Raw genomic sequence first — 13,208 nt, forward strand, 5'->3', positions numbered from 1 at the left:
TTAAGTAGAAAAACTTAAGGCAGGCCTGGGGCATATCCCGGGCCTGCTCTTTTCTATCTGTTTATCATATCCTCCATGGCATCCAGAAGCTGGCCCAGGTCGTCCATGTCCCACTGGCCGTGGGGACCGGCAGTGGATTGCAGAAGCTCCTGGCGCATATCCCACATAAGGGTGTCCGCCTCGCTGCCGTCCCGTACCACCTTTGTATACTGCCGCACACTGCCAAGGCCAGTAAGGCTCTGCTCCAGCTTGCCGTACACCGCCCTATATGCGTCCTGCAGCCGGTTTACCCAGCGTTTCCCTGCCGAGAGCTGCTTCACCGCGTCCCTTGCCGCCTCCTTGGTGGAGATATCCATGGCGTCCAGGCGCAGTGCCCTGGCAGATACCCTCAGCCCGGCTAAGCCGCTGCCGGAGCTCTCCTTCTCTGCGGCAGACTTTCTGCCCTCTATGGCCTTTACCCTGCCGCCGCGGATTATTATGGGGGCCGTCTGTCCCCGCCCGAGTCCGCTGTCCCTGCCAATGCCGGGACTGGCGGCGCCGCCCTTTGCTGTAAGAATTCCGTCGGGCTCACCGGGGAAATTGGGCTGGTCGATATAGAGGGCCGTGCCGTCGCCCAGGGATATTCCCGCACAGCCCGAGCCGCTCTCAAAGAGGTTCTCTGTGCCGCGCTTGAGCATCAGGGTAACCCTGTTGCCCCTTCCAAGGCTGCACGCCCGGCCTGAGGGCACCATGCACATAACGCCGTCTAAGGTTAGCTCCACTGCGCCGATACCGTCTGCAAAGGCCAGCCGCCCGCTGAAGGGCCTGTCGCCAGCGTCGGTGCCCATGCCGCCGGACAGACCGTCCACCTTTCCGGTAAGCACCCGGAGCGTCCGGCTGTCCTCCTCGTAGCGCCAGTCTATGTCCTCCTCCCCTCCAGTTACAGTAAATGGGTTAGGGAACATTGACACCGGGACGAACTTTCTCTGCATTCTGCTCCACTGAAGATATACGTATCTGGTCCTAAGCTCCCCGGCCCGGTCCCGGCCCTCCAGGGCTATCAGGTGGGCCGGGTAGCCCTGTGAGGGGTCTCCCTTCATCAGCCAGAGCCTTGCAATGTCCGGCTGTGTGCTCCTCATAAGGGCCACCTGGGCGTGCCGCCCGTCTATCACTATGGACTCAACTGCGTTCCACTGGGGGAACATTTCCTTCCACTGAAGGTCGTATGGCTCAAGCTCCTCCCCTCCGGCGCCAAACACCCGGCTCTCTTTTGGGGCGTTCAGTATTACCGCGCCGTCTACCACCAGCCGCACCGTCAGCTCCGCGGTCTGCCGCTCCAGCATGAACGCCCCCTCCTTCAGGTGCAGCACATTGTCCGGCCCGCCCTTTATGTCCCCTATGCGGGTCAGCCCGCTGCCCGACAGGGTTAGCACTGCTTTCTCTTTAAAGCTAAGCTGGTGTACCTCCGTCCCGCCCTGGGTACGCAGCTGGGCCTGGGCGCTGTCAACCGTCACTTTGGTGGTGCTCACACTGTGCAGTTGGGTCTCACCCCTGCCGGTAAGCTCCATCTCAGGGGCCTGCCGCTCCTGCCCGCGCAGGACTACGGTTTCCTCTCCCCTAATGGTTATGGTATTTGATGTGCTGTCATGGGTCACGCTCGACGGGTCGCGGCTCTCGGCTGTGACAGTGCCCATGTCCCGGGGCTCCGGGGATGGCTGGGGCGCTGTCTTGCCGTCCGCTTCCGGGTTCTGGCCTATGCCCTCCCCCAGCCCGGGGAGCAACATATCGTCCAGGCCCTCCAGCGCCGCCAGCAGCTTTAACAGCAGCTCCAGCTCCCCGCCGCTACCGTTTGAGAGCAAGTCCATAAGGTCAGGCATAGCGCCCAGAAACATACCTGAGAAAAGTGACCTCATGCCGGGCGCAAGGCCGTCTATGAACTGCCTCTGGAAATCCTCAAGGCTGTCAAAAAGCCCATCAGTAAGGTCAGACACCGCCTCATCCGGGGTCTGACCCCCCTCTATAGCCTTTAATAGACGCAGAAGGCCCTCCGCCGCCTGTGCAGCGTCCAGCTTGTCAGTGCCGCCGTTTGCTATAACTGAGCCCAGATAGACCGCCGCCAGATACCCCGCCGCCGGGTCATCCAGGGTGAGCTTGCTGAGGGCAGCCATTATCTCGCTGCCGCTGGCGGTTGGGTCCAAGCCCAGGGCCTCCAGAAGCTCCCCGGGGTCCGGGGCGTCTGCCAGGCCCCACAGGAGCCAGGCGGGAAGCTGAGAGAGGACATTCCGGCCCCTCTCTGCAGTAAAGAGGTTTGCCCCCATAGTGCCGCTGCCCAATATGCGCATGAGCTCCTGGCGCAGCTTTGAAAGCTCCTCCTGTAAGGCTTTATTCTCCGGCTGGGACTCAGCCTCCTTAGCCAGCTCCTCCATCCGGTCCAGGCTGTCCTTCACCTCTGCAAGGGTGGCCTCGTTGGTCTGCAGCACTTGGCGGGCCTTCTGCGCCCTCGACTCCGTCTGGTTTATGCGGCCCATCAGCTGTTTCAAGTCCAGGGACACGGCGGCGCTTGGTGCGGCCTGCTTTGACGAAACAGTGCCGGGCGCAGCGCCGTCCTGTTTCTCCGCCTTCGCCGGCTGCTGGTACTTTAACGCCGCCCTTATCTGATTCCTGCGGACGCTTCTGATTTCCTCCATTGTCCGAGCCCCCTTTTCTCCTTATAAGTTTATTATCGTCTCCACGGAGAAAAAAATAAGGGGGCCGGAAGGTCCCGGTCCCCTATGCTCATAAATTTTACGCGTTCTCAACAGCCTCGCGCAATGCTTCGGTACGGTTTGTCTGCTCCCAGGTAACGCCCAGGTCCTCACGGCCCATATGCCCATAGGCGGCAAGCTTCCGGTAGATGGGTCGGCGCAGGTCCAGCTCCTTGATGATGGCGGTGGGCCTCAGGTCAAATACCTTCTGCACGGCCTCTGCCAGCGCCTCGTCAGAGACAGTGCCGGTGCCGAAGGTGTCCACCATTATAGACACAGGGCGGGCAACGCCGATAGCGTAGGCCAGCTCGACCTCAGCTTTTCTTGCAAGGCCAGCGGCTACTATGTTCTTTGCAACCCAGCGGGCGGCGTAAGCTGCCGAGCGGTCCACCTTGGTGGGGTCCTTGCCGGAGAAGCAGCCGCCGCCGTGACGCCCGCAGCCGCCGTAGGTGTCAACGATTATCTTGCGCCCGGTAAGGCCGCTGTCCCCGACGGGGCCGCCTATAACAAAGCGCCCGGTGGGATTTATATATATCTTTGTGTCCTTGTCGACCAGCTCAGAGGGGATGATGGGCTTGATAACGTACTTTATAACGTCCCTCTTCAGCTTCTCCAGCTTCACGTCCGGGTCATGCTGGGTGGAGACTACAATGGCCTCAATGCGCTTAACAGAGTCATCCTCGCCATACTCCACGGTCACCTGGGTCTTGCCGTCGGGACGCAGGTATTTGAGCGTGCCGTCCTTGCGCACCGCCGTCAGCTGCTTTGCCAGCTTATGGGAGAAGGAGATGGGGGCGGGCATATACTCCGGGGTCTCGTTGCAGGCATAGCCGAACATCATGCCCTGGTCCCCGGCGCCGATAAGGCTGTTCTCGTCGGTCTCGCCGTTTTTAGCCTCCTGGGACTCGTTTACGCCCATGGCGATGTCTGCTGACTGGGCATCTATTGAGGTGAGCACGCCGCAGGTATTGCCGTCGAAGCCGCACTCGGGGTTGTCATATCCTATCTCCTTAACTACGTCCCGGACGATATTCGCGATATCAACGTAACAGCTGGTGGATATCTCCCCCATAACATGGATAACACCGGTGGTGGCGGTGGTCTCACAGGCCACATGGGCGTTGGGGTCCTGGCCGATTATAGCGTCTAAAACAGCGTCGGAAATCTGGTCGCACACCTTGTCGGGATGGCCCTCGGTCACGGATTCTGAAGTAAACAGTTTCATTTGGTATTTCCCCTTTCGGTAATTGTATCGGCAGGATAAACCCTTCTTGGCAAATAAAATAGGACTCTCGAAAAACGAGGGTCCATACCACGCCTCATCTTTCGGTAGAGTTATCACCGGATAACTCCCTTCCGCAGGAATTAGCACCTTGCAGTTTCCACTACAGGTTGCCGGGCATCACAGGGCCTGTCCCTCCGCCGCTCTTGATAAGGATTTATTCTGTTTTCTGCGATATACTATATCACGAGTTTCCCTATTTGTCAATACTCTTTCCCGCATTTGCCGCCGCAGGCTACAAAAAACTTTTCCATATACTCTTTGAGCCTGTCCTCTGCCGCCTGCCAGTCATAGCTCTGCACCGGGAAAATGCCGCCATCCTCTGTCACCTCTGCTACAGGCAGGGATATGCCTGTGCCCCACTCCTCGTCATAGACCACAGTTTTAAACTGGATAGTGTCCAGCGCGTTTGCAATAGTATCGTTCACCATCGCCTTATAGCTTTTCAGCGCCCAGTCCGAGGCGCCGCCATGGGATATAATAGCCGCCGGCTTGCCGTACACCTCAGAGCGGTATCCGTTGTCCTTCCACCAGTGCAGGAAGGTTATCTCCTCCAACTTCTCCAGGAGCATACAGAGCCTTGCTGGAATTGGCGCATAGTGCGGCGAAACAAAAACCGCTCCGTGCCGCGCTTATTAACTTCTCATAAAGTCCGTTAAAGGCCTCGTCATGGGCACAGCGCCTTGTAGAATAACAGCGCCCACAGCCTATACACGGCGACATACCATAATACAGCCGCAGGTCAATTATATCGCAGTTGACTCCCCGGCTGCTTAATATATCATCGACTCTGCCGCATATCTCCATCGAGACACTGCTCCCCCCGCTGTGAAGGATATTTGACGCGGATATGCAGATAACTTTCATTTCTTCTCCCCATCCTCCTGCTCCCTGTGCCTGCGCTTCCACTCCTCTATCTGCCTAAGCCTCTCCCCGAATCTGGCCTCGCTCCCCTGGTTCGTGGGCTCGTAGTACCTGCGGTCCTTTAAGGAGTCCGGCAAACACTGCATGGTGGTGAGCTTTTCCGCGTAGTCGTGGGCGTACTGGTAGCCCTTGCCGTAGTCCAGGTCCTTCATCAGGCGTGTGGGAGCGTTGCGGATAATGAGCGGCACCGGCTCCGCCAGCATTTTCTGGGCGTCGGCGGCGGCGGACATATATGCGGCTTCCGCGGCGTTGGATTTTGGTGCCAGGGACATATATATCACCGCATGGGTCAGATTCACATTGCACTCCGGCAGGCCGATAAAATGGCTGGCCTGGTACGCCGCCACAGCTATCTCCAAAGCGCGGCTGTCCGCAAGGCCGATATCCTCGCTGGCAAAGCGTATCAGCCGCCGGGCCACGTACAGCGGATCCTCTCCTGCCTCCAGCATCCGGGCCAGCCAGTACACCGCCGCCTGTGGGTCGCTGTTGCGCATAGACTTGTGTAGGGCCGAGATAAGGTTATAGTGCTCCTCACCGTTTTTATCGTATAATAAGGATTTTTTGTTTACGCACTGCTCCAGTATCTCCTGGGTTACGGTTATCCTGTCCTCCTGCCGCTGGGCGTTGAGCACCACCATCTCCAGCGTGCCCAGGGCAGTGCGGGCGTCGCCGTTGGCAAATCCTGCTATCATCCCCAGCATATCCTCGCTTATCTGCACATTCTGCCCGCCGAAGCCCCTGGGGTCTGTGAGGGTGCGGCTCAGAAGTGAGACCAGGTCCCCGGTGCTGAGCGACTGGAGCACAAACACCTTGCACCTGGACAGCAGAGCGGAGTTCACCTCAAACGAGGGATTTTCCGTAGTGGCCCCTATGAGCACGATACTCCCCTTCTCAACAAAGGGCAGGAAAGCGTCCTGCTGGGCCTTATTGAATCGGTGTATCTCGTCCACAAAAAGTATGGTGCGCTCTCCCAGCATCCTGGTGCGGTCGGCCTCGTTCATGACCTCTTTTATCTCTTTAATGCCGCTGGTGACGGCGCTGAAATTGATAAAATTTGACTGGGTGCGCCGGGCGATTATCCGGGCAAGGGTGGTCTTGCCAACCCCCGGCGGGCCCCAGAATACCATGGAGGGCACCCGGTCCCGGTCGATAAGCAGGCGCAGTACCTTGCCCTCCCCCAGTAAATGCCGCTGTCCCGCGAACTCATCCAAGTCCCTGGGGCGCATACGGGTTGCAAGGGGTGTATCCGCCGGATTTCCTTCAAAAAACGTTGTCTGCCGGTCCATGGGCCGCCTCCTTCCGATGTTTTATGTGTCTGTGCGGTCTATATCCCCTGCCTCCCTGCGGTACTGGCTGGGGGAACGGCCCGTGTGGGCCCGGAATACTTTTGCATAATATGACGGGTCTGTAAAGCCCGAAGCCTCCGCAGCCTCGGCAACCGAGGAGCCCGCCTTCAGGCTTGCAAGGCTCTTGCCCACCCTATAGTCTGAGAGATAGTCAAAGAGCGGCGTGCCCATCTGGCGCTTGAAAAACCGGCAGCACTCGCTTTTGCACAGCCCTACATGGGCGGCTATATCATCAAGAGTTATCCTGTCCGCATAATGCTCGTGGAGAAATGTAAGTATTTCCCGAAGCCGCCGGAGCTTTTCCGGGTCCTCATTCTGCCCCTTCTGTGACCGGCTGGGACAATGTGCAAATAGCTCTGCCCATACCTGCATAAAGCAGGACTGTACGAGCATTTCATATCCGTTTTCCCTGCCGCCGCAGAGCTCGTATATCTTATGCAGATACTCAAGTATGCCGGCCTGCCAGGGCACATCCGGCGACAGCAGTAGCGATGGCAGCCCCTGGCTCTCAAGGAGCGGCGACACATATTTTGAGCCTATTACACTGCCCTCGAAGCCGGAGAGCAGCCGGGGATGTACCGTTATAGATATGTAGTCACAGTCCCGAGCCTCCTGGAGGGCGCTGCCTGAGTGGAGGGCCCCGGAGTTGCAGAAAAGCCCCTGCCCTGCCGAAAGCTGGTAGCGGCTGTCGTTGACACGGTACTCCATGCTACCCGAGGCGGCAAGGGTAAACTCAACCTCGTCATGCCAGTGCCAGGGAAATGAGCCGGTAGGGTACGCCGAAATCGGCTTGCGCCCTACGTATACAGGGAAGCCGTAGGTGCCGTGCAGCTTCAGTTCCCGTTTCTGGCTGGTAAGTTCCATAGGCCATCCCTCCCCTTGTATTATACCCCAGGGCATAAAGAAAAGCAAGCCCGGAATATCTGCATATTTACCACAAGAAATATGCAGATATTTTCCGAAAAGCCTTGCTTTTGCAGGTTTATTTTGTTATGATATTTCCACAAAAGGAGATGGGACTATGCATAAATATGACTACTCGTTTTTGGAGAACTTCCCCCTGCCGGAAAACCTGAAAGGACTGCTCGCCTGTCTGAAGGGTATGCAGGAAAAATATGAGCGCGAAGCCCGGGAACCCCGGCAGAAGGTCAAGTCAGAGCCTCCTGCCGCCCTGCCCGAACAGCTTCTGGCAGCATATGGGGCATCCGGTGCTGAGCCGCTGCTGCTGGTCCCCTGTGTGGCGCTGGACATGCTGTGCTCCCTGCCTGAGGGTGAGGGCTCCATGCACGCCGCCATAGAGTTGGCCCTGGGGCTGCTATGCCAGTCCGGATATACCATGTGCAGACACTTCCCCCTGGAGGAAATGATATGTAGATATCTCTACTTCTACCGGCGGGCCTTTGACCGTGCCAAATCTCACTGGGAGCAGAACGGCAGCGAGTATCTGTATTATATTGAGATGTTCCTGTCCCTGCTCTATCTCTGCGGGCAGGACAAGCCAAAAGCTCCGGCGGCTCCCCGGCGCAGTACCAAGCGCGCGGCCATTGAAGCGCTGGTACTCGGGAGCGAGGTTCCTATCTCCAAAGCCGAGATTTGCGCCGCGCTGCCGGATGTGAGCCCCACCACCGTTGAGGCGGCTCTGGGAGCTATGGTGCGCTCCGGGAGCGTGCGGAAGGTGGGGGCAGCCAGGGCCGCCCGGTACATCAGGGCATAGTGCGCTCCTTTAATAGGGCGTAAGAGCACAGTCCCATCTCCTGCCAGCGGCAGTCCCCGCAGACGTGCTGAAACTCTGCCTCACTCACCCGGCTGAGGCGTTCCCGCAGCTCTGTCCAGCTCATATCCTGGCCTGTGGAAAGTCCGGTGACCTCCAATGCAGCCCTGTCCCGCCTGGACACATTCTCTGTGCCCAGGGAGCAGCCGTCCGACTCACGGTTTGGGCAGTATCTGCATATATCGTCGTGACCTTTCACAAGCCGGAAGCGCCCGCCCTTCTGCATATACTCTATTGTCTGCGTCATGTTCTCTGTGAAGGCCTGGTCGTAACCGCTGCCTGAAAACATGGTTGCACAGAACATGTGGTGCCCTCTGAACGCTTTCATGCTATTTCCCCAAGGCCCGCTTTTTTCAGGCTGGCGGCAATGCCAATAGCCGCGAAATATGCCAGCACCAGCGATACCACGTCCTTTATTATGTACGGCGCCGAGGCCGTCAGGAAGGATACCGGGAAGCTCATGCCGCTCACCAGCCAGAACTGGAACACACCCGCCAGGTGGCACACGGCTAACCCGGCTGTGCCCAGCAGCAGCGCTATGTATTTTTTGCCTGCCCTGACGCCCAGGCCACAGAGGAAAGCCATCGGCAGAAAACCCCACAGGAAACCGCCTGTCATGCCGATAAACGCACCGAAACCGCCGCTAAATCCCGCGAAAACCGGCACGCCTACCGCGCCCAAGGCCAGGTACACCCCAACTGCCAGAGTACCCATTGCCGACCCAAGCAGGTAGCCGCAAAGTGCCACGGCAAAGGTCTGCAGGGTAACCGGTACACCGGTTGGCAGCGGGATTTGCATTTGAGACATCACTGCCAGCAGCGCGGCCATCATGCCTGTCATAACTACCCGGCGTATAGTGTTTTTGTTGTTTTCCATTTTGCTTCACTCCTATATAATTTATTTAAATAATTTTTGATTTATAGTATTCTCAAATGTTTTTGCTTTGGATGCTTTCAAGCAGCCCCTTTTTAACTATGCTGACCTCCCCTGCGCCGAAGGACTTCTCCTCCCCCGAGGCCAGCCTCACTATCAGCCGGGCTTCATCGTCGATGCCCAGCACTTTTCCCTCCCAGGACTCCCGGCCCTGCTGGAATGTTATATCCAGGCCGGTGAGCAGGGAGAGCTTTTTGTATTCCACCATATAGCTCCGCTCCGGCAAGGCACGGTAGAAGCCAAAGAACCAGTTTAGTATCTCTGCAGCCAGCCTCGTGCGGGTGTCCACAGGGGCGTCGTACCTGTAAAGCGCACCCGCCACCTCAGATATCTCAGGCGGGAAGCCTTCCGGAGGCTCCTGGACGTTCACACCAATTCCAAGCACCGCATAGTTCAGGCCATTGTTCTCAAAGTCAATGGCGGCCTCGGTGAGTATTCCGCAAATCTTTTTGCCCTCAAGGTATACGTCATTGACCCATTTTATCATGGCCTGCCGCCCGGTGACTGCACTGACAGCCCCAGCCACCGCCACTGCCGCCGCCGTGGTTATGGAAAGCGAGTCCTCAGCGGCGAGCCCCGGGCGCAGCAGTATGCTCATATAGAGCCCCGAACCCTCCGGCGAGTAAAAAGACCTGCCAAGCCGCCCCTTTCCCCGGGACTGCCGCTTGGCAATGAGCACCAGTCCTTCGGGCTTCCCCTGCTCCGCCAGCTCCTTGAGCACGGTGTTTGTGGAGCTTACCTCCTCGCGCAAATCAATTTCGATATCCTCCATCCCCGGCCCAAGCAGCCGGCGGATATTTCCCGGGACATACACCCCGCTCTCGGACACCAGCCTATAGCCCCTGTTAGTCCCGGCCTCAACCTGATAGCCGTCCTCACGAAGCTTTTTCACGGCCTTCCACACCCCGCTGCGGCTAACCCCCAGCTTGGCGGCAATGGCCTCCCCGGAGACATCCTGCTGGCTTTCCCGAAGTATCCCCAAGACTCTGTCTGCTATATCCAAGCCTACCACCTCCTGTTTTTTTCACATTGTAACATATGAACTTAGCATTGTCAACCCATTATTTTACTTTTGGTAGACAATCGATTCTGCGTACTTATCTCAAAAATAAATTGAATTTTTTTGCAAAAAGGGGTTGCAAAATGAAAAGGAATGTGGTATTATAATTAAGCGCTAAGGGACAGCGCGAGTTAAGATAAGTGAATATGGGGGTATAGCTCAGCTGGGAGCCCGAAAAGTTAAAAGTATGCCCCCACTGAGAGCACCAAATCTTCATTATTCCGCTTATATCGACCAAAATTGAATAAAGTGTACTCCGATAAACAATATCATCATATGATGAAAAACTCGGGGGTATAGCTCAGCTGGGAGAGCGCTTGAATGGCATTCAAGAGGTCAGCGGTTCGATCCCGCTTATCTCCACCACAGGGTACACGAGAGAAAAGGCTTGTTTCAAAAGAAACGAGCCTTTTCTTGTATGTCGTATGTGTTTCGTAGGCCAGCATATCCCGGCCATGCAAGCACATTCCCACTAGGGGCGTTCAGAACTTTATGAACGCCCCTTTTTTCATGCCCATTTTTAGATATCATCAATTTTTGAAAGGAGTTTGCCGTATGAAAGACCGCCTTGACTTTGACTATTTTTATGGCGGGGAATCGGAACAGTTCAGCTTTTACCGTATCCCCCGGCAGCTCATCGTGGGCCCGGAGTTCAAGCACGTCTCCACCGACGCCAAGCTGCTCTATGGCCTTATGCTTGACCGTATGGGCCTTTCCGCCCGGAACGGCTGGTACGACGAGGAAAACCGGGTGTTCATCTACTACCCCTTAGATGAAATCAAGGAGGCCCTGAACTGCGGTAACGATAAGGCGGTCAAGCTGCTGGCTGAACTGGACACTGGCAAAGGCATCGGCCTGATCCAGCGGGTCAAGCAGGGGCAAGGTAAGCCAGCCATGATATATGTCAAGCGTTTTACCTGCAAGGATATCCCGCCACAGGTTGAAAATCCTCCCTCTCCCCCGGCCCGAAATCCAGACTTCGGAAAAACCGAAGTCAAGAGTTCGGAAAATCAGAAGTCAAGACTTCGGGAAAGCCGAAGTGCAGAGTTCGGAAAACCGGAGTGTAATTATACTTACAAGAATCAGACTGAAAGGAGCTATACCAATCCATCTATCCAGCCGGTGACAGATGGGATGGATTGGCAGGCTTACCGGGAGGAGGTGATGGAAAATATTAGTTTTGACCAGCTTGCGGAGGAGTACGGCAGGGAGGACGTGGAAGGGGTTACGGACCTGATTACCGATGTTTTGACTTCTACCCAGCCCACTATACAGATTGGGCGGGAAAAAGTTTCAATCCAGGCGGTAGTTTCTCGCTTTAGGAAACTGGACGAAACGCATATCCAGTATATGTTTGACTGCCTGCGTAAGAGTACGAAGAAAATCCACAATATCCGCGCTTATCTGCTGACAAGCCTTTACAACGCGCCCACTACCATCGGGCAGTTTTATCAGGCAGAGGTGCAGCATGATTTGTACGGTTCCGGCTAATGTGTCCCAAGTTGGGACACAAAAACAACCATGAAACTCAAGGTCACCGACTGTTGCCATTATATCCGTTCAGCACATCTTCGTCTGAGCTGCGATTATCTAAGATTACAGATAAATATAGTTATTCTTTATATCACATTATTAAAGGATATTCAGATAAGTTTCATGTAAAAAGATTAGAACCAATAAAGATACTGAAATAACCAGGCAAGGTGAATTTTTTATTTAGACACAAAAAGTATTGATAAAATAAAATTCATGGAGTAAAATGTAATCAACGGATTAAAAAGGAAGAAACGATGGGCCTGCTTCATGTGGTTATACCATGTACGAGCGATTTTGTAGTGCTTACTAAATTTTCTTAGAAGAACAATGCATTTTATGCTTTCCCATCATTATTGGCTGGAGCTGAATTGGATTGACTTCATATCTTAAGGGTGTTTTCTGATGTTTACTCTTACTCGAATCAAATATCAACTTTTCCGCTTGCCTGGCCGTACCGTTCTGCTGTTGTTGGCTGCAATGGTCTTTCTGACAAGCTTAGAGGTATATTTAATCAACTTACATACTTGTCAGGCAGCATTGGACAGCTTGGCTGAGAACATCCCGGTTACCGCCAGAGTAGTTAATCGAAATGGTACGAAACACAACCGGCTTGCAATAGATGCGGAGCTGTTCGACGCACTAACGGCCCAGAATGTCCATAACGTATTGTGCACAGCAAACGCTGCCGGTGCCCTTAGAGAGCCGGTGCAAACGGATGAGCAATTTGCTGGCGGCGATACATCTATCACTGCCGCAAATCATTTTTCTGCAGTGCCTGCTGTTTCTGCCGGGACGGTGAGTTTTGCAGAGGAGGCTGACCGCAGCTTCCTGACAGGAACAGAAGGCCTATGCGGTATTTCAGAGAAGTATGCTGAGCAAATGAAAGTGACTCTGGGTAATGAATTGACATTGCCGGTATACACCGTCCACTATTCGCCGGTTGGAGTCCGGTATATCCCTATCGGAGAGCAAAACCTACGTATTGTGTGCACTTATCCGTATACTGAAACGAATATTGGGCATTCACCTGACATAATTGTACCAGCCGCTTGGCTGCGCGCCAAAACAGAACAAGCAGGCGAACCTTTCGTATATAGTTCATTGTCCGTGGTTTTGGATGACCCCCTGAGGCTGGCAAGCTTCAAAAACAAACTGGCCCCTCTTGGCTTTATGCACGTCAGCGAGGGTGACGCTTGTGACGCCATCTCTGTAGAGGATGAGATGTTCATCAAAACAGCAGAGGAATTACTTGAGCATTTAAGGCTGTACAAGATATTCCGGATACCTTTTTTCGTGCTGATTGTATTGCTGGTCATGCTGACGGTGTTCTTAGTGATGAAAAGCAGCAGACGGGATATTGCGATTGCCCGGTCTTTGGGGGAACCTAAACGGCAGATTGCAGTTGTTCAGTTCCTCAGCGCCATGCTGACACAGCTGGCAGGGGGGATTGTGGCAAATGGGATTCTTACTATAATTATACATACCTCCCTCAGGGAGTCTCAGGGAATTCTGCTGGTTTATCTGCTGTGCGCTGCTATTGGAACCGTATTTGCATTAGCTGGGCTTATGCGTTTTGACACATTGGCGCTTTTGGGTAAAGCTGACTGAGTAATAGTTGCGTGAAGCGTGTTTA

General features: G+C 55.1%; 11 protein-coding genes, 1 tRNA gene and 1 riboswitch. Of the genes, 4 read left to right on the top strand and 8 right to left on the bottom strand.

Features of this window, described 5'->3' with window-relative positions; genetic code table 11:
• Nucleotides 1-53: 53 nt before the first annotated feature.
• From D5270_RS02885 to D5270_RS02905, 5 genes are all read right to left on the bottom strand, one after another.
• On the bottom strand, nt 54-2,666 hold the full coding sequence (locus D5270_RS02885) for a flagellin (RefSeq protein ID WP_166542662.1): 2,613 nt from the start codon (nt 2,664-2,666) through the stop codon (nt 54-56).
• Nucleotides 2,667-2,763: 97 nt separating this feature from the next.
• Nucleotides 2,764-3,948, bottom strand: a complete 1,185-nt coding sequence (gene metK, locus D5270_RS02890) for a methionine adenosyltransferase (protein WP_166542663.1) — start codon at nt 3,946-3,948, stop codon at nt 2,764-2,766.
• 91 nt (nt 3,949-4,039) lie between these two features.
• Nucleotides 4,040-4,161: riboswitch (SAM riboswitch) on the bottom strand.
• Between the two features lie 47 nt (nt 4,162-4,208).
• Entirely contained in the window at nt 4,209-4,577 is a 369-nt protein-coding gene (locus tag D5270_RS02895) for a hypothetical protein (RefSeq protein ID WP_166542664.1), read from the bottom strand.
• Nucleotides 4,578-4,868: 291 nt separating this feature from the next.
• On the bottom strand, nt 4,869-6,215 hold the full coding sequence (locus tag D5270_RS02900) for a replication-associated recombination protein A (protein ID WP_166542665.1): 1,347 nt from the start codon (nt 6,213-6,215) through the stop codon (nt 4,869-4,871).
• A gap of 21 nt (nt 6,216-6,236) precedes the next feature.
• Nucleotides 6,237-7,139, bottom strand: coding sequence for a helix-turn-helix transcriptional regulator (locus D5270_RS02905; RefSeq protein ID WP_166542666.1), 903 nt, complete (start codon nt 7,137-7,139; stop codon nt 6,237-6,239).
• Between the two features lie 157 nt (nt 7,140-7,296).
• On the opposite strand from D5270_RS02905, the gene D5270_RS02910 reads away from it, so the two are divergent.
• The gene (locus D5270_RS02910; RefSeq protein WP_166542667.1) at nt 7,297-7,989 is read left to right on the top strand and encodes a hypothetical protein; all 693 of its coding nucleotides are present in this window, start codon (nt 7,297-7,299) and stop codon (nt 7,987-7,989) included.
• Here the strand turns inward: D5270_RS02910 and D5270_RS02915 are convergent.
• Genes D5270_RS02915 through D5270_RS02925 form a run of 3 tightly spaced genes read right to left on the bottom strand, consistent with a single transcriptional unit; the run spans nt 7,979 to nt 9,982 of the window.
• On the bottom strand, nt 7,979-8,350 hold the full coding sequence (locus D5270_RS02915; RefSeq protein WP_166542668.1) for a DUF1284 domain-containing protein: 372 nt from the start codon (nt 8,348-8,350) through the stop codon (nt 7,979-7,981). The genes D5270_RS02910 and D5270_RS02915 overlap by 11 nt on opposite strands.
• Nucleotides 8,351-8,370: 20 nt before the next feature.
• A complete protein-coding gene (locus D5270_RS02920; protein ID WP_166542669.1) occupies nt 8,371-8,922 on the bottom strand; it encodes a biotin transporter BioY in 552 nt (183 codons plus the stop codon).
• Between the two features lie 52 nt (nt 8,923-8,974).
• Nucleotides 8,975-9,982: a biotin--[acetyl-CoA-carboxylase] ligase gene (locus D5270_RS02925; RefSeq protein ID WP_166542670.1), complete on the bottom strand. Its 1,008-nt coding sequence runs from the start codon at nt 9,980-9,982 to the stop codon at nt 8,975-8,977.
• Between the two features lie 347 nt (nt 9,983-10,329).
• Here D5270_RS02925 and D5270_RS02930 point away from each other — a divergent pair.
• The 3 genes from D5270_RS02930 to D5270_RS02940 all read left to right on the top strand — a co-directional run bounded on the left by D5270_RS02930 (nt 10,330) and on the right by D5270_RS02940 (nt 13,183).
• Nucleotides 10,330-10,405, top strand: a tRNA-Ala gene (locus D5270_RS02930).
• Between the two features lie 189 nt (nt 10,406-10,594).
• Nucleotides 10,595-11,530, top strand: coding sequence for a replication initiator protein A (locus D5270_RS02935; RefSeq protein ID WP_166542671.1), 936 nt, complete (start codon nt 10,595-10,597; stop codon nt 11,528-11,530).
• Nucleotides 11,531-11,977: 447 nt separating this feature from the next.
• Entirely contained in the window at nt 11,978-13,183 is a 1,206-nt protein-coding gene (locus tag D5270_RS02940) for a hypothetical protein (protein ID WP_166542672.1), read from the top strand.
• The last annotated feature ends 25 nt before the right edge of the window (nt 13,184-13,208 follow it).

It is taken from the genome of Acutalibacter sp. 1XD8-36, from assembly GCF_009917525.1.
GTDB lineage: Bacteria > Bacillota > Clostridia > Oscillospirales > Acutalibacteraceae > Acutalibacter.

Bases quoted from the DNA above. Each gene is read 5' to 3' on its own strand.
- D5270_RS02940 (WP_166542672.1), top strand. From the start codon at position 11,978: ATGTTTACTCTTACTCGAATCAAATATCAACTTTTCCGCTTGCCTGGC.
- D5270_RS02895 (WP_166542664.1), bottom strand. From the start codon at position 4,577: ATGCTCCTGGAGAAGTTGGAGGAGATAACCTTCCTGCACTGGTGGAAG.
- D5270_RS02920 (WP_166542669.1), bottom strand. From the start codon at position 8,922: ATGGAAAACAACAAAAACACTATACGCCGGGTAGTTATGACAGGCATG.
- D5270_RS02905 (WP_166542666.1), bottom strand. From the start codon at position 7,139: ATGGAACTTACCAGCCAGAAACGGGAACTGAAGCTGCACGGCACCTAC.
- metK (WP_166542663.1), bottom strand. From the start codon at position 3,948: ATGAAACTGTTTACTTCAGAATCCGTGACCGAGGGCCATCCCGACAAG.
- D5270_RS02900 (WP_166542665.1), bottom strand. From the start codon at position 6,215: ATGGACCGGCAGACAACGTTTTTTGAAGGAAATCCGGCGGATACACCC.
- D5270_RS02885 (WP_166542662.1), bottom strand. From the start codon at position 2,666: ATGGAGGAAATCAGAAGCGTCCGCAGGAATCAGATAAGGGCGGCGTTA.
- D5270_RS02910 (WP_166542667.1), top strand. From the start codon at position 7,297: ATGCATAAATATGACTACTCGTTTTTGGAGAACTTCCCCCTGCCGGAA.
- D5270_RS02915 (WP_166542668.1), bottom strand. From the start codon at position 8,350: ATGTTCTGTGCAACCATGTTTTCAGGCAGCGGTTACGACCAGGCCTTC.
- D5270_RS02935 (WP_166542671.1), top strand. From the start codon at position 10,595: ATGAAAGACCGCCTTGACTTTGACTATTTTTATGGCGGGGAATCGGAA.